The 16,013-nt window shown below is 74.0% G+C and carries 14 protein-coding genes and 1 pseudogene; 6 read left to right on the top strand and 9 right to left on the bottom strand.

Annotation, left to right across the window (positions count from 1 at the left end; all coding sequences use genetic code 11):
* Window positions 1–56 precede the first annotated feature (56 nt).
* Window positions 57–548, top strand: a complete 492-nt coding sequence (locus tag V6U79_RS20935; protein WP_334526867.1) for a GNAT family N-acetyltransferase — start codon at window positions 57–59, stop codon at window positions 546–548.
* 21 nt (window positions 549–569) lie between these two features.
* Here V6U79_RS20935 and V6U79_RS20930 read toward each other — a convergent pair whose 3' ends face one another.
* Window positions 570–779, bottom strand: a complete 210-nt coding sequence (locus tag V6U79_RS20930; protein ID WP_334526869.1) for a hypothetical protein — start codon at window positions 777–779, stop codon at window positions 570–572.
* A 136-nt stretch (window positions 780–915) separates the two neighbouring features.
* Between V6U79_RS20930 and V6U79_RS20925 the strand changes: the two genes are divergently transcribed.
* Together V6U79_RS20925 and V6U79_RS20920 are read left to right on the top strand one after the other, a co-directional pair.
* Window positions 916–2,031: an ATP-dependent DNA ligase gene (locus tag V6U79_RS20925; protein ID WP_334615538.1), complete on the top strand. Its 1,116-nt coding sequence runs from the start codon at window positions 916–918 to the stop codon at window positions 2,029–2,031.
* Between the two features lie 54 nt (window positions 2,032–2,085).
* Window positions 2,086–3,648 (top strand): alpha/beta hydrolase, encoded by a 1,563-nt coding sequence (locus V6U79_RS20920; RefSeq protein ID WP_334615570.1) that lies wholly within the window; start codon window positions 2,086–2,088, stop codon window positions 3,646–3,648.
* Here the strand turns inward: V6U79_RS20920 and V6U79_RS20915 are convergent.
* Window positions 3,575–4,087 (bottom strand): potassium channel family protein, encoded by a 513-nt coding sequence (locus tag V6U79_RS20915; RefSeq protein ID WP_334526874.1) that lies wholly within the window; start codon window positions 4,085–4,087, stop codon window positions 3,575–3,577. The genes V6U79_RS20920 and V6U79_RS20915 overlap by 74 nt on opposite strands.
* A 74-nt stretch (window positions 4,088–4,161) precedes the next feature.
* Between V6U79_RS20915 and V6U79_RS20910 the strand changes: the two genes are divergently transcribed.
* Window positions 4,162–4,614: a GNAT family N-acetyltransferase gene (locus V6U79_RS20910; RefSeq protein ID WP_334615537.1), complete on the top strand. Its 453-nt coding sequence runs from the start codon at window positions 4,162–4,164 to the stop codon at window positions 4,612–4,614.
* Window positions 4,615–5,332: 718 nt separating this feature from the next.
* Here V6U79_RS20910 and V6U79_RS20905 read toward each other — a convergent pair.
* The 5 genes from V6U79_RS20905 to V6U79_RS20885 form a co-directional block, all read right to left on the bottom strand.
* Window positions 5,333–6,052, bottom strand: coding sequence for an ABC transporter ATP-binding protein (locus V6U79_RS20905; protein WP_334615535.1), 720 nt, complete (start codon window positions 6,050–6,052; stop codon window positions 5,333–5,335).
* Window positions 6,049–7,047 (bottom strand): ABC transporter ATP-binding protein, encoded by a 999-nt coding sequence (locus tag V6U79_RS20900; protein WP_334526882.1) that lies wholly within the window; start codon window positions 7,045–7,047, stop codon window positions 6,049–6,051. The genes V6U79_RS20905 and V6U79_RS20900 overlap by 4 nt, the downstream gene beginning before the upstream one ends.
* 1 nt (window position 7,048) lies before the next feature.
* A complete protein-coding gene (locus V6U79_RS20895) occupies window positions 7,049–9,757 on the bottom strand; it encodes an FtsX-like permease family protein (protein ID WP_334526885.1) in 2,709 nt (902 codons plus the stop codon).
* Between the two features lie 34 nt (window positions 9,758–9,791).
* Window positions 9,792–12,983 (bottom strand): FtsX-like permease family protein, encoded by a 3,192-nt coding sequence (locus V6U79_RS20890; protein ID WP_334526888.1) that lies wholly within the window; start codon window positions 12,981–12,983, stop codon window positions 9,792–9,794.
* Window positions 12,984–13,070: 87 nt separating this feature from the next.
* Complete coding sequence (locus tag V6U79_RS20885) at window positions 13,071–13,478, bottom strand: hypothetical protein (protein ID WP_334526891.1); 408 nt, start codon at window positions 13,476–13,478, stop codon at window positions 13,071–13,073.
* Between the two features lie 42 nt (window positions 13,479–13,520).
* Here V6U79_RS20885 and V6U79_RS20880 point away from each other — a divergent pair, with 42 nt between their 5' ends.
* Window positions 13,521–13,814, top strand: a complete 294-nt coding sequence (locus tag V6U79_RS20880) for a hypothetical protein (protein ID WP_334526894.1) — start codon at window positions 13,521–13,523, stop codon at window positions 13,812–13,814.
* A gap of 18 nt (window positions 13,815–13,832) precedes the next feature.
* Here the strand turns inward: V6U79_RS20880 and V6U79_RS20875 are convergent, their stop codons facing one another.
* Window positions 13,833–14,006, bottom strand: coding sequence for a hypothetical protein (locus V6U79_RS20875; RefSeq protein ID WP_334527021.1), 174 nt, complete (start codon window positions 14,004–14,006; stop codon window positions 13,833–13,835).
* Between the two features lie 151 nt (window positions 14,007–14,157).
* Here V6U79_RS20875 and V6U79_RS29840 point away from each other — a divergent pair.
* Window positions 14,158–14,378: pseudogene (locus V6U79_RS29840) on the top strand (hypothetical protein); the annotation flags it as partial.
* A 14-nt stretch (window positions 14,379–14,392) separates the two neighbouring features.
* Here the strand turns inward: V6U79_RS29840 and V6U79_RS20870 are convergent.
* The gene (locus V6U79_RS20870) at window positions 14,393–15,709 is read right to left on the bottom strand and encodes an iron-containing alcohol dehydrogenase (RefSeq protein ID WP_334526897.1); all 1,317 of its coding nucleotides are present in this window, start codon (window positions 15,707–15,709) and stop codon (window positions 14,393–14,395) included.
* Window positions 15,710–16,013: the final 304 nt, after the last annotated feature.

The following is a 16,013-nucleotide window of genomic DNA, read 5'->3' as shown; positions in this document are numbered from 1 at the left end:
CCAGCCTACGGTCGCCGGCCACCACCCGCCGGGGTGGCTGTGGTTGGCTGGCGGACGTGACCGGGGTGACCGTCGTTCCGGCCGGTGTCGCGGACGCCGGCGAGCTCCTCACCGTGCAGCGCGCCGCCTACCTCACCGAGGCCCAGCACTACGCCGACCCGTTCCTGCCGCCGCTGACCGAGACCCTCGACGAGGTCCGGTCGGTGCTGGCCGGGCCGACCATCGTGCTGACCGCCCGCGCCGGGCACCGGCTGGTCGGCTCCGTCCGGGCGCGGCTGGACGGGGACACCGCCCTCGTCGGCCGGCTCTCGGTCGCCCCCGACTGGCAGGGGCGCGGTCTGGGCAGCCGGCTGCTGACGGCGGTCGAGGCGGCCTGCGCCGGCCGGGTGGGGCGGCTGGAGCTGTTCACCGGCGCGGGCAGCGAGCGGAACCTGCGGCTGTACCAGCGGCACGGCTACCGGGTCGTGGGGTACCGCTCCGACCCGAACGGGGTGCGGCTGGCCGTGCTGGAGAAGCCGGCGGTCGGCCCCGCCCGCCGCCACCCCTGAGCCCCTGCGCCGGGGGCGGGGTCAGGCCGCCTCCTGGAGGTCGGCCAGGGTGAGGGGGGTACGTCGGTGCAGCAGCTCCTCCAGCTCGGCCACGGTGCCGACCTCGCCGAGCACGTTCTTGCCGCCGCCGAACTCGGCCGGGTATCGGCGCACCAGCCGGTAGCGGTGCCGGCCCCGGATCAGCTCCACGCTGACCCGCCAGCGCCCGCAGCACCCGCATGCCAACTCCACCCGGCGACGGTAGCTCTGAGCTGCCCGAACGTGAGCGGCGCGCGGATGACGAGCGGAACGCGACGGGACACGCCGTACGGGCGCCCGGTGGTGATCTGCCTCACGGGTGTCGGTGCCGTCTGATTGACTGGTCGCCGTGGACCTGCCGATCAATCCCCCGGTCGAGCCGATGCTGGCCAAGAGCGTGGCCCGACTGCCCACCGACCCCGGCCTGACGTACGAGCCGAAGTGGGACGGCTTCCGGTGCATCGTGTTCCGCGACGGCGACGAGGTGGAGCTGGCCAGCCGGGGCGGCAAGTCGATGACGCGCTACTTCCCGGAGGTGGTCGAGCAGGCCCGCCGGCAGCTGCCGGAGCGGTGCGCGGTCGACGGGGAGCTGATCGTGATCCGGCGCGACGGCCCGGGCGGCCAGCCGCGGCTCGACTTCGAGCTGCTCGCCCAGCGCATCCACCCGGCCGCCTCCCGGGTGAAGCTGCTCGCCGAGACGACGCCGGCCGACTTCGTCGCCTTCGACCTGCTCGCCCTCGACGACGAGCTGCTGCTCGACCAGCCCTACCCGCGCCGCCGGGCCCGGCTGGAGCAGGCGCTGGCCGGGGTCCACCCGCCGGTGCACGTCACCCAGGTGACCACCGACCCGGAGACCGCCCGCCGCTGGTTCGACGTCTTCGAGGGCGCCGGGCTGGACGGGCTGATCGTCAAGCCGGCCGACCTGCCGTACGAGCCGGGCAAGCGGCTGATGTCCAAGGTCAAGCACGCGCGGACCGCCGACGTGGTGGTGGCCGGCTTCCGCTGGCACAAGTCCGGCCCGGTGGTCGGCTCGCTCCTGCTCGGTCTCTACGACGACGCCGGGGTGCTGCACCACGTCGGGGTGAGCGCCTCGTTCACCATGGCCCGCCGCGCGGAGCTGCTGGAGGAGCTGGCCCCCTACCGGGACGGCGGCGGCGAGCACCCGTGGGTGCACGGCGACCACGAGCGCGGCCAGCGCATCCCGGGCGGGGTGAGCCGGTGGACCGGCACCAAGAACCTCGAGTGGGAGCCGCTGCGCCCCGAGCTGGTGGTGGAGGTCGGCTACGACGCGATGGAGGGCGACCGGTTCCGGCACACCGCCCGCTTCGTCCGCTGGCGGCCCGACCGCGACCCACGCTCCTGCCGCTACGACCAGCTCGACCGGCCGATCCGGTTCGACGTCGACGAGGTGCTGCGCGGCGATCCACTGGCGACCGTCGAGCCGACCGCCGCCGGCCCGGCGTAGCCTGGCCGTCGACACGATCACGGAGGCTCGCTGGTGACCTGCACTTCCGACCGGATCCGCCGGGTCCGGCTCTCCCTGGCCGGCTTCGTCGCGGCCGCGCTCTTCGCCGCCGGGTGCACGCTGCCGGCGTTCGCGCCGCGCACCACGGCCGAGGGCGGGGCGGCGGCGCCGGGCGCCGCACCGACCTGGCGGGCCTGCCCCGAGGTGGCCGAGGAGCTGGTCGGCCGGGGCGCGCCGGGCGTGCGGTACGAGTGCGCCCGGATCACCGTGCCCCGGAACTGGGGCGCCGGGACCGGCGCGACCGCCGGCCCGGGCAGCGGGGAGACCTTCGAGATCGCGCTGCTGCGGGCCCGCTCGTCGAAACAGCGGGACCGGATCGGCTCGCTGGTGATCAACCCCGGCGGCCCCGGCGGGTCCGGTGTGGACACCGCCGTCTACCTCTCCTTCGGGCAGGCCTTCGGCGGGCTCCCCGCGTCGATCACCGACCGGTTCGACATCGTCGGCTTCGACCCGCGCGGGGTGTCCCGGTCCAGCCCGGTCAAGTGCATCCCCGACGCCGACCTGGACGCCAGCTTCGGCTACGACCCCGACCCGCGCACCGAGGAGTCCTTCGACGACTACGTCGCGCTGAACCGGAAGATCGGGCGGGGCTGCGGCGACAGGTACGGCGCCCAGCTCCCGCTCTACGGCACCGAGCAGGCCGCCCGGGACATGGACGCGATCCGGGCGGCGGTCGGCGACGAGAAGCTGACCTACCTCGGCTACTCCTACGGCACCCTGCTCGGCGCCACCTACGCCCAGCTCTACCCGCAGCGGGTCCGCGCGCTGGTGCTCGACGGCGCGGTGGACCCGGAGCAGAAGCTGATCGCCGGCTCGGAGAGCCAGGCCCGGGGCTTCGAACGGGCGTTCGGCAACTTCACCCGCTGGTGCGCCGATAACGCCGGCCGCTGCCCCATCGCCCCGGACGCCCGGGCCGCGGTGACCTCCGCCATCGACAAGGCGAAGGTCTCACCGGTGCGGGGCGCCGACGGGCGGGAGGCCACCTCGGGCTGGGTCTTCTACGCGGTCATCTCCTCGCTCTACACCGAGTCGGGCTGGGAGGAGCTGGCCCGGGCGATCGACAAGCTGGAGGGCGGCGACCCGAGCGAGGTCTTCCGGCTGGCCGACGCGTACGCCGGCCGCGACGACGACGGGCGGTACTCCAACCTCTTCGACGCCAACCTGGCGGTCAACTGCGCCGACGAGACCGAGAAGCCGAGCCGGGAGCAGATCCGCCAGCTCCAGTCCCAGTGGCGGGAGAAGTACCCGCTCTTCGGGCCGGCCCTGGCGGTCGGGATGCTGGGCTGCGCCGAGTGGCCCGGGCAGCGGGACCCGTACCCGACCGGCAAGGCCGTGGGCGCGCCGCCGATCGTGGTGGTCGGCACCACCGGCGATCCGGCCACCCCGTACGAGCAGACCGCGCGGCTGGCCGACATGCTGGGGGTGGGGCGGGTGCTGACCTGGGAGGGCGAGGGGCACACCGCGTACCCGCAGACCACCTGCGTCACGGACGCGGTCGACGCCTACCTGATCTCCTTGACCGTTCCCAGAGCGGGGCTGCGCTGTCCGGCGCGTTGAGCGGCTGAGGCCGCTCCAGTTCCGGCATCTCGATGCCCTGCCGGGCGGCCAACTCCTCCAGCAGCGCCCGCATCCGCCGGATTTCGTGTTTGAGCTCCTCCTGCTCGTCGTGCTCGAACGCGTCGTCGTCGACGATGAGGTGGCTGGCGAAGTGCGCGGTGATCAGCGGGATGACCAGCAGCACCATGGTGGAGATGAGCAACGCGGCGAGGAAGCGCCCCTGCCAGGTGGTCGGCGAGATGTCGCCGTATCCGACGGTGGAGGCGGTGACCACCGCCCACCAGACCGCGTCGGCCGCGCTGGCGTTCTCCACCTGGCCGTAGATCACCCCGGCCACCACGATCATCAGCAGGTACGAGGTGATCAGCGTCCGGGGCGAGTTGGCGAACCAGAACAGTCCCCGGTAGATCCATCGGAAGGGCAGCAGCAGGTTCTCCATGCCGAATCATGCTGCCCGCTCCGGTCAACGGACGCCCGCACATCGGCCGTAGTGGCTGTGGCAGGCTGCCGGTCATGAGTGACCTGACCATCCGGGAGGCGACCCGCGCGGACCTGCCGGCTCTCCTCGCGCTCCTCGCCGACGACGTGCTGGGCCGGGCGCGGGACCACGTCGAGGTCGACGAGGCGTACGAGCGGGCCTTCGCCGAGATCACCGCCGACCCGCGCAACCAGCAGATCGTCGCCGAACTGGACGCCGAACCCGTCGCCTGCCTGCAGATCACGTACATCCCGGGGCTGGGCCGGCACGGGGCCGAGCGCGCCCTGATCGAGTCGGTGCGGGTCCGCTCCGACCTGCGCGGCCGCGGAGTGGGTCGGCAGTTGATGGAGTGGGCGGTCGACCAGGCCCGGCAGCGCGGCTGCGGGCTCGTGCAGCTCACCACCGACAAGAGCCGCGCCGACGCGCACCGCTTCTACCGGAGCCTGGGCTTCGTCGCCAGCCACGAGGGCATGAAACTCCCTCTCTGACCCACGGTCGTCCACGCCCGCGTCGGTCCCTGTCCCCGCCGCCCGCTGACCCGCCCGCACATCCGACCGGCCCGGACGCGGGCCCGACCAGGACCCGGCATGGACACGAACCCGGCCACACGCACGGGCCCCGACCAGGACCCGGCATAAACACGAACCCGACCGCACGCACGGGCCCCGACCAGGACCCGACGTGGACACGAACCCGGCCGCACACGCGGGCCGAGCAGAGACGCAGGCCCGGGAGACGCCGAGACGCCGAGACGCGGACCCAGCAGAGACGCCAGGCAGTCCGAGGCTTCCGGTCCTTTAGAGCTGATGACGTAAACGACTCAACAGGCGCCAGCTCTGGGGGACGAGCGTGGTGCGCAGGCTCCCGTAGACGCGCCCCAGCCGAAAGGGGCACCACGGCCGAGAGGGGCGCCGGTGCCGGCAGCCGGCCACCTGTCGCACGCTGAGTCCTTTACGTCATCAGCTCTAAAGGAACGACAAACCCGTGCCGAGGGTGGGCCGGTGCGACGACGGGGTATCCCAACCCACCGAGCAGACACGGCAGCACGGCAGCACGCAGCACGGCGCGCCGCGAAACGGCGGCGCCGCAGCACGGCGGCGCCGCAGCACGGCGGCGCCGCAGCACGGCGGCGCCGCAGCACCACGACACGGCACCGCGGCCCCCACAATCCGGGGCGGGCGGGCCGGGCCGTCGGGCGTCGATTCGTCAGGCGTCGACGAGGTGGCCGTCGCGGAGGGTGAGGGTCCGGTCGGCCAGGTCGATCAGGGCGGGATCGTGGGTGGCGACCAGGGCCGTCATGCCCCGGGCGTGCACCACGGCACGCAGCAGGTCCATGATGGACCGCCCGGTCTCCGAGTCGAGCTGACCGGTCGGCTCGTCGGCGATCAGCAGGTCCGGCTCGTGGGCGAGGGCGCGGGCCACCGCCACCCGCTGCTGCTGCCCGCCGGAGAGCTCGTACGGCCGCTGCGCGGCGTGCGCGCCCAGGCCGACCAGCTCCAGCAGCACCGCCACCCGCTCCTCCCGTTCCGCCGCCGGCACCCGGGCCAGCCGCAGCGGCACGCCCACGTTCTCCGCCGCGGAGAGGATCGGCACCAGGCCGAAGGTCTGGAAGACGAAACCCAACGTGCCGCGCCGCAGCCGGAGCAGCTCCGCCTCGCTGGCGGCCGTCACGTCGTGCCCGGCCACCCGCACCCGTCCGGCGTCCGGCCGGTCCAGCCCGCCGACCAGGTTCAGCAGCGTCGTCTTCCCCGCGCCGGAGCGGCCCCGCACCGCGACCAGCTCGCCCCGGCCGGCGGTGAACGAGACGTTCCGCACGGCGTGCACCGCCTGCGCGCCCCGGCCGAAGGTGCGGCTCACCCCCTCGACCCGGACCACCTCGTCGACGACGGCCGCGTCCCCGGCCCGGACGGACACCTGCTCGCTCATGCGTCACTCCCGTCAGCGTCCGGCGTACGGTCACCGGGGCGGACCTGCACGTGGTCCGGTTCGAGGTTGAGGCGGACCCGGTCCCGCAGGGTCAGCGCCTCGACGAAGGGTGCCGGCAGCTGCATCCGCCCGGAGCGGTCCAGCACGGCGTACTCCTCGCTGACCAGCTCGGTGCCGCCGTCGGCGCCGACCCGCGCGGTGCGGCGTACCTCGGAGGCGGTCCGGCCGTCGCGGATCGCGACGGTCCGGCGGACCTGACCGGCCACGGCCGGGTCGTGGGTGACCACCACGACGGTCACCCCCAGCTCGGCGTTGATGGTGCGCAGCGCGCCGAAGACCTCCGCCCCGGTCGCCTCGTCCAGCTCACCGGTCGGCTCGTCGGCGAAGAGCACCTGCGGGTCGTTGGCCACCGCCACCGCCACCGCGCAGCGCTGCTGCTCACCGCCGCTGAGCTGCCCCGGTCGCCGGTCCGCGCAGTAGCCGACCCCGACCAGCTCCAGCAGCTCCTCGGCACGCCGGCGACGGCCCCGGCGGCCACCGCCCCGGCCGGCCAGCTCCATCGGCAGCTCGACGTTCTCCCGCGCCGTCAGGTACGGCAGCAGGTTGCGCCCGGTCTGCTGCCAGATGAAGCCCACCATGTCCCGCCGGTAGCTCAGCCGCCGCCGGGTCGAGAGGTTCAGCAGGTCGTACTCCCCGACCCGGGCGATGCCGGCGGTCGGGGTGTCCAGCCCGGAGAGGATGTTCAGCAGGGTGGACTTGCCCGACCCGGAGGCCCCGACGATCGCCACCAGCTCGCCCCGGTCGATGACCAGGTCGAGCCCCTGCAGGGCGACCACCTCCACCCCCTCGGTCTTGAAGATCCGCACGAGGCCGTCGCAGACGATGTGGCCGCGCAACCGGTCCCGGCCGCCGGCCCGTTCGGCGGCCCGCGCGGCCGCCCGCTGTTGCAGCGCCGCCAGGTCCGGCGCGACGGGTTGCTCCGCGGTAGCGGTCATCTCAGCTCTCCTCTCCGAGCCGGAGCGCCTCACCGAGGCGCAGCCGGCGATTGTTCAGGGCCTCGACGGCGACCGCGAAGCCGAGGGCGACCGCCCCGAGCGCCACCACCCCGGCGACCAGCGCCGGTTCGAAGGCCACCCGGACGGGGGTGCCCCGGGTGAAGGTGGCCAGCCCGAGCACCGGGTTGAGCAGGACCGGCAGCAGCGCGCCGACCAGCGCGCCGGTCAGCACCGCCGCGCCGACCAGCGGCGACAGCTCGATCAGCAGCAGGCCACGCCCCTGCCCGCGGGACAGGCCGAGGGTGCGTAGCCGGGACAGCACCTGCCCGCGGGCCCGCGCGCCGGCCAGCACGGTGAAGGCGATGGCGAGCAGGCCGAGGACGGTGCCCCCCACCGCCCCCGCGACGAACCCGAAGACGAGCACGCCGTTGGGCCCACCCTCGCCCAACTCCCGCCGGACCGTCGTCCAGGTGGAGACCTCCACGGGGAGGTTGCGCTCCCGCGCGCTCACCGCCGATCCGTGCTGGAACCGGGACTGCCCCTCGGTGCCCACCTCACGCAGCCGCGCGACGTCGAGATCCTCCCCGGCCAGCACGAAGCCGGTCGGCACCACGGCGTACTCCCTGGCCGGCAGGGCCTGCCAGGGCAGCACGACGAACCGGTCCCCGCCCCCGGTGAGCAGGGGGAAGGTCTCCGCCTGCCCGGTCACCCGGAACTCGTACCGCTGGCCCTGCACCGTGGCGAACGCGGACCCGGCCAGCCCCGCGCCGGCCAGGTCGGCGGCGACCGCCGGGGAGACCACCGCCGGCGCCGGACCACCCGGACCGGCGGTCACCAGCGTCCTCGGCAGCCCGGGATCGCGGCCGGCGGCGGCGACCACCCGGTCCAGGGCCGCGGCGTCGACGAGCAGGACGGTGACGTCCCCGATCCGGGCGTCGGTGCCCAGCGCGTCCGTCGCCAGCCGCTGCGCCGGCTCCTCCGCCAGCGGGGCCGCGACCCGCACCCCGGACACCCGCTCCAGCTCGGTCCGGGTGTCCGGGGCGAACCGCTCACCGAGCAGCAGAGCGTCCCCGGGCACCACGGCGGTGGCCGCCCGGTCCCGGCTCGCCTCGACCCCGGCGGCGACGACGGCGCTGAACGCGGCGGTGGCGATGGCCAGCACGACGACCACCAGCGGGGCGGTGGCCTGGGCCCGTCCGGCCCGGGCGGTGCCCAGGAAGGCGACGCTGCCCCGGGCCCGGGCCGCCAGGCGGCTGAGCAGGCGCAGCGGCAGCGGGTAGAGCCGGATCGCCACCAGCGCCGCCGCCACGGCGAGCAGCACCGGGACCGACACCAGCAGCGGGTCCACCTCGCCGGACTCCAGGCCCCGCTGGCGCAGCAGCACCACCGCGAGCGCGGCGAGCAGCAGCAGTCCGCCCTCGACGCCGAGCCGGCGCGTCGACGGCCGCAGCCGCAGCCCGTCCCGCCGCCCGGTCACCTCGGCCGGCGCGGTCAGGGTGGCCACCGGCAACGCCAGCGTCACCAGCACGGTCAGCGCCACGGCGAGCCCCAGGGTGTCGCCGGCGCCGCCGGGCGCCAGCGTGCCGGCCAGCCAGCCGAGCACGGCGGCCGGCGGCACCACCAGCAGCGACTCGGCGAGGCTGCGTCCCGCCCCGGCCGCGGGACCACCGCCGCGCGCCCGCAGCAGGGCGAACTCGCCCCGGCGCCGGCGGACCGCCGAGCCGGTCGCCAAGAGCACCAGCCCGCCCAGCGTGGCCAACGTCCCCGCCGCGATCACCGCGAGCACCGTCCGGGCGGCGTCCATCCCGGCGATGAACTGTCGCAGCGGGACGTCGAGGCCCTGGACGAAGGTCCGCCCCGCCGACCTGCGGGACATCTCCTGAAGGCCGGCGAGAATCTGGTCCAGGGCCCGGACGTCGATGTCGGCGGAGAGCCGGTAGCGCCAGCTCAGCCGCAGCGACCAGCCGATCGCGGCCTGCCGGTCCAGTACGGCCTCGTCGACGACCGCGAAGCCGACGAAGGGCTGCCCGTCCCCGAGCGGCTCGACCACCCGCAGCAGCGGCGGCAGGGCGTCCCAGATGCCGTCGCCGCCGTCGCGGGGCGCGAACAACCCCACCACGGCGATCGGGGTGGGCGGCAGCGACACGCCCGGGGTGTCCGGGCCCTTGAGCGTCAGCCGGCTGCCCACCCGCAGGTTGAACTGGCCGGCCACCTGCGCGGCGAGCGCCACCTGCACCGGCTTCCCGGACGGCACCGGCCCCCGGTCCGGCCAGCGTCCCTCGACCAGGGTGGCCGCCTCCCGGATGTCCGGCACGACGCGCAGGCCGAGGTCCACCGTAAGGTTCCGCGCCGCCAGGTCCCGGCCGACCACCCGGCTCGGCTCGGTCTGGGCGCTGAACCACCGCTGCGCGACCAGCTCGCGCACCCGGGGCGGCATGCCGGCCCGGATGGTCTCCAGGTCGCTGCGGTACGCCTCCATCAGCGACGTGCCGTTGGCGGTGGCGGTGAGCGGCGCGGCCGAGTAGGTCAGGTCCCGCTCCTGCGCGGGACGGTCGGCGAGGAACTGGTGCAGGCCCTGCCCGGCGTACCAGTTGACCAGCCGGGGCACCCCGCTGACCAGCAGCGTCGCCGTCATGGTCAGGACGGCGAGCAGGAGGAACTGCCCACCGAAGGCCCGGACCCGGCGGGCGGCCGCGCCCACGCTCAGCACGTCGCCACCTCGCCGCCGGCCTCGATCGTCCCGGTCACCGGTCTCCCCCGATCCGCAACTGCGCCGCCGCCACCCGCTGCCGGATGCCGAGGGCGATGAACACGCTGACGGCCAGCGCCGCCAGCAGCAAACCCGCCGCGGTCAGTCCGACGGGTTGCCAGGGCAGCACGAAGGCCGCCTCCGGCACCGGCCGGTCGGCCGCCGGGGTCAGCACGACCAGCGGGGCCATCGCGGCGCCGACCACCGCGCCCAGCAGCAGGCCGACCCCGACCCCGATGCCGGCCAGGAAGGTCTGCTCGGCGAGCAGTGCCCGGGCCAGCAGCCGGGGTCCGGCGCCCAGGGTGTGCAGCACGGCGAACTCCCCCAGCCGCTGCCGGGTGGTGGCCCAGACGTCGACGACCAGACCGACGAGGGCCAGCAGCACGGACCCGAGGGCGGCGGCGAGCAGCCCGGTCCGCGCCCCCTGCCAGTACGGGTCCGCGGCGGCCTCGTCGGCCACCACCCGCCGGTCCAGCACGGTGATCCCGGCGAGCCCGGCCGCCGCCCGCGCCGCCTCGGTGTGTCCGTCGCGGTCGGTGGAGAGCCACCACTGGGCGGTGGGCCGGACCACGCCGCGGTCGCGGACCAGCCAGTCGGTGGCCGCGGGCAGGTCGAGCAGGATCCCCGCCCCGCTGGTGGACGGCACGGCGTCCAGCTCGCCGACGAGCCGGACCGGCAGCGTGGCCCCGGAGAGGGCGAGGGTGACCGTGTCGCCGACGCGCAGCCCCAGCGCGGCGCGGACCGCCGGGGTCATCAACGCCCCCGGTGGGCGGTTCTCGCCGGACGGGACCACCACGAAGCGGGACGCCACCTGGTAGGCGAACCGTCCGCCGGGGGCGAGGCCGACCTCGCGCTCGGCGGTGAGGCCGCCGGTGGTGGTGTCCAGTGACACCGGGTCGGTGGGGTCGCCGCTGGTCACCGTCCAGTCGCCGGTGAACGACACCGGGCGGGCCCGCCCGTCCGCGCCGGCGCTGGCCAGCTCGGCCAGCTCCATCCGGTACGCCCGACCGGCGATGTCCCCCGCGTCGAGTTCGAATCCGGCCAGCCGCATTGCGCCGGGCCCCGCCTCGGGGAGGGCCACCGTGAACCGCGCCGGCCGGCCGTCGCTGCCGGTGACGGCGACCGGCAGTCGCCAGGCCGCCCCGTCCGTCTGGGTGATCAGGACGAAGACGGAGACCGGGTGCGGGGCGACCGGTTCCCGCACCGGGGTCCGCAGGGTGCCGGTCAGCGTCCGGGTGCCGGCGGGCAGCTCCAGCCCGGCCGGCGCGGCGCGGGACCGGACGAGCCGGTCGAACAGGGTGGACGACGGCTCGTCGGCCAGCCGGTCGGCGAGCCGGACGACACCACCGGCGGTGGCGAAGTCGAGGCTCACCACCGTCGTCTCCAGGTCGGCGCGGCTCACCCGGATCTCGTCGGACCAGGCCGGCAGGGCGCGGTCGACCCCGGGCAGCTCGGCGAGCCGGGTGGCCCGGTCGGCGGGCGCGGCGCCGCGGCGCTCCACCAGGCGCAGGTCCGCCCCGACGGTGTGGTCGGCCCGGTCCACCTGGGACCGGTCGGCGGTGGCGACCAGCGACCAGGCCAGGGTGCTGCCGCCCACGGCGAGCGCGAGCAGCAGCACCGGTCCGGCGTGCGGCCGCCGACCGGCCTGCCACATGCCGAACATGGTGGCGGTCCACGGCCGCCGGTCGACGAACCGCTCGGCGAACCGGGTCACCGGTGGCAGCAGGCGCAGGGCGACCACCGCGCCGGCGAGCACGCCCAGGGTCGGGGCGGCGACCAGCAGCGGGTCGATCCCGAGCCGGCCGCCGGCGCCGGCGACGGGCGACGCGTACTGCCGCAGCTGGGTCCAGGCCAGCACCGCGAAGCCGACCAGCACCAGGTCGACGCCGGCCCGCTGCACGGCGGCGGACCGGGTCGGCCGGGACCGGGCGGCCAGGTCGGCGACGTAGGTCTCCGCCCCGCGCAGCGCCGGCAGCACCATGGTGGCGAGGCAGCCGGCCGCGGTGCCGGCGGCCGCCGCCCAGAGCAGCGTGGTGTCGGTGTCGGCACGGCTCAGGTCGACCGGCCCGCCCGCGCCCAGCCGACTCAGGGCCACCTCGGCGAGCACCGGCCCGAGCACGGCGGCGGGGACGACCACCAGGAACGCCTCCCGGGCGGCCAGGCCGGCGAGCTGCCGGCGGGCCGCGCCCCGGGCCCGCAGCAGCGCGGTCTGGGGCCGCCGGTCCTGGTGCAGCAGGGCGGCGATCAGCACCAGGGCGTAACCGCCGAGCACGAGGATCAGCAGCAGTGGGGTGGCGAGCGCGGAGCGGCCGGTCAGGTCGGCCCGGCTGATCCGGTCCAGCAGCCGGTCGATGCGGGTCACGGTCTGCGCGGACGAGCCGAGGCCGGCCTGCTCGGGGACCTCCACCGCGGCGGCGGCGACCCGGGGTGGCAGCTCGGCCAGGCGGGACGCCCCCACCGCGGCGAGGTCGGGCACGACCACCCAGGACGCGGAGGCCGAGCCGGGGAAGGCGGCCACGAAGTCGGCCGGGTCGAGCACGAACGGCCCGAAGGAGGAGCCGTCCTCGGCGCCGGCGCCGGCGGCCACGCCGGGGGCCAGCCGCCAGTACGGGTCGGCGAGGTCTCGGGGCCGCCAGGTGCCGGTGAGGACGAGTTCACCGTCGCGGTCGGAGCGGCGGTCGCGGATCGGGATCCGGTCGCCGGGGGCCAGGCCGAGGAGGCCGGCGACCTTCTCCGGCAGGGTCACCCCGCCGCTGCCGGCCGGCGGCCAGGCCCCCGCCACCAGGTCTGCGTGGCGGGGCAGGTCGTCGAGGGTGGCCAGGTTGGCGAAGGCCGGGTCGTCGTCGGTGCGGCGCACCTCGCCGAGGTCGCCGGTGAGTTCCCGGCCGGTGCCGTAGCGGGCGGCGGCGACGGTCACCGGGGCGCCACCGAACGCGGCGGTGAAGCCCTCCCGGACCGCCCGGTCCCGGGTGGTGAACTCGGCCGGGTCGGCACCGCCGGAACCGGTGACCAGCAGGCTGCGCTCCTCGACCGGGGCGGAGGCGAGCAGCGCCCGCTGCCCTGACTCCACCGCCCGCCGGTTGTACTCGGAGAGCCCGGCGACCAGCACCACCGCGACCAGCGCCGCCGCCACGGCGGCGGCCAGCAGCCCGCGCGCCTCGCGGGCCCGCCTCCAGACCAGCTTCATCCGACCCCTCCCCCGCAGCCCCCGCCGGGCCGACGATCAGGAAGAGGGGGTACGCGCCGGGAAAGGTTCGCGCCCTTTACGTGATCGTTATCGTTCGTCCGGCGCCCAGCGCAGCCCGGCCCGGTCGGCGGCGCCCCGCAGGGCGGTGGCGAACCGGGCGACGTCGCCGTCGACCTCCGCCAGCTCGTCGGGGCCGAGCAGCGGCCGGTGCCCGGCGTCGGTGACCGCGAGCACGCAGGGGGTACGCCCCTCGCTGGCCGCCCGTACCGCCGGGCTGCGCTCGTTGAGGTGCACCAGCTCGACGGGCACCCCCAGCGCGGCGACCAGCTCCCGCCACTCGCGCCGGCGGCCGAGCGCGTGGTGGGTGACGTCGCAGAGCCCGCAGTGCGCCGTGCCCCGGGCCTTGCCAATCAGGTACGCCAGCTCGCCGCGGAGCCCGCCGTCGGCGTGGTAGACGCCGACGATGCCGCGGATCACGTCCGGGGTGGAGGTCATGGGGGCAAGTGTGCCTGGTGGGGATGTGCTTTCCTCGCGGACATGGAGTTCACCCTCGCCGCGCTGACGCTGCTCGTCGCGACGCTGCTGCTGGTCCGCCTGCCGGGCTCGACCGGGCGGGACGGCACGGCCGCCCGCCTGACGGAGATCGAACGTCGGCTCCAGCTGGTGATGGACCACCCCGGGGTGGTCGACGACGGCCCGGCGCTGCCCGGGGTCCGGGAGCATCTGGCCCGGGGCGAGAAGATCAAAGCGATCCAGGCGTACCGGGCGGCGACCGGCGCGGATCTGAAGACCGCCAAGGAGGCCGTGGAGGCGATGGCCCGGCACCGCTGACGGCGCATTGGCGGGTGGTCAGTCGGCGGACGAGTCCGGCCGGTGCTGCTTGATCCACTTCTCGACGTCGGACTTCCGCCAGACCTTGCCCATCGCCAGCACGGCGATCGGCTCCGGGAAGTTCCGTTGATTGGCGATCACGGACGCGCGCTGCCGGGAGACGCCACCGAGCATCTCCCGAATCTCCGACACGCCGACAAGCTCCACACGTTGACGATGACAGCGGCACAGTCGCCGCACGGCGACAACTACGGTGATTGTTGACAGAGGCAATAACAGGGGCGAGCATGGGTGCATGGCCTGTTCCAAGGGATACGGGCAGTACGCAGGCGCGAGGGCATCCATGATCGACGTTGCCCAGGCAAGGCGACCGTGGAGGCCACGGCACGTCGATTTGGACACCCTCGCGACCGAAGGCGTCTGCGCACCTCAAACGGTGGCGGCCAGCGGTCGGGATCACCCCGAAGGTCACCGACGCTTGAGTTGATCACCGTGTCCGTGATGCAGGCCCTGCTGGGCTACCACAACGAGACCCGCGGGATCCGTTATGCCCGAAAACCGGTGTGGGCTGCCTCAGCTCAGTCCCACTTCTCTTCCCAGGCTGCTCGATACAGATCTGCCATTTCTTCGGGCGTCGGCACACGGGGATTCAACGCCGGCCCACCTGTGAGGAAAGCTTGTTCGGTCATGGTGTCGATCTGTTCGAAGTACCGCTGCTTGTCGAGACCGTAGGCCTGCATGGACGGCAGTCCCAGATCCCGGTTGAGCGCCGTCAGCTCGTCTGCGACCAGCTTGGAAGCGGTTGCGTCGTCGTGGTCGTCCCCAGCGAGCCCCAGCGCCTTGGCGGCCGCGGCGTATCGTTTCTGCGCGGCGCTGGTCGACCACCGGTGCACGGTCGGCATCACCATCGCGTTCGAGACCCCGTGCTGGATGCCGAACAGGCCCCCGAGTGGAGCGGTCATACCGTGCACCAGGGTGACACCAGCGCTGGTGAACGCATAACCTGCCTGTGTTGCGCCCAGCATCACCTGTCGGCGCGCTTCACGATCATTCGGTTGGCTGATGACGGTGCGCAGGTTTGGGCCGATCAGCTTCAACGCGCTCAGCGCCATGGCATCGCTGAAGGGGTTGGCTCCCGTGGAGGTATATGCCTCCAGCGAATGCGCGAGTGCGTCAATTCCTGTGGATGCAGTCAGCGAGGCGGGCACATTCAAGGTCAATTCGTAGTCGATGACCGCAGCACTCGGGACACAACTCTGCCCGAGGTACACGAGTTTCTCGCCTGTAGCAGTTTCCTTCAGAATGCAGGCATTGCTTACTTCGGACCCGGAGCCGGCGGTGGTGGGGACGCAGATGATCGGCACAGAAACCCGACCCGCTGGAGTGTTCGGCACCACCCAGCGCCGGTAATCCTTTCCGAATGTCTCAGTGACGGCCAGCGCTTTGGCGGAATCCATTGCGCTGCCGCCACCAAAGGCGATCAGGCCGTCGTAGTCGTCGCTCGCGAATTTTTCGCGGAGTGTGTCAATCGAGCCCGTGGTCGGCTCGGGAAGGGTTTCGCGAAACAGGCCATACTCCACACCCGCCGCGACCAGCGGCTGAGTTACCTTCTCAAGCAGGGGGCTGGCAGCGAGGAACGAATCTGTGACAATGAGCGGCCGGCTGACGCCGAACGACTGGCAAATCTCGGCGAGTCGCTTCAGTCCGTCGGCGCCAAATTCCACAAGTGCGGGAGAACGGAAAGTTGTGAACATATCATCTACCCCTCTATCAGGCGCTCCTTCGCGATGGCCAGGTTTCGCCGCATCTCGCCTCAGCGAGGCATCGGTCAGGCCGGCATCGATCATCGCGAGAGAACTAGAGCTGGAGTTTTTCAAACTCGGTGAACAGTGCACCGTCAGTGAACCTTTGCGGGCACACCCTCCCACTTCGGGGGAGGCTGATGACAACGAAGCCGCGATCTGGCGCGCGTCACTGGCAGTTCCCGCTGAGCGGCAGGCTTAACCAGTTGGCGAAGGGGCGGGTTCTCGGTGCGCAGCAGACAACGGCCGTTCATTTGACGTGACATCGCCGGCCGCGGTTGCGATTCGCATCTTCGTCACCCCCCAACTCGAATGATTGAAGCTTGAACCATATGTGGCGCTTGGGCGCTCGGTTCTGTTGCGCGGTTGCGTGCCAACCGTCATGGAAGAGGCCTTT

It is taken from the genome of Micromonospora psammae, from assembly GCF_036902725.1.
In the GTDB taxonomy this organism is placed as follows: Bacteria; Actinomycetota; Actinomycetes; order Mycobacteriales; family Micromonosporaceae; genus Micromonospora.
This window is presented reverse-complemented; position numbering and strand designations above follow the sequence as displayed.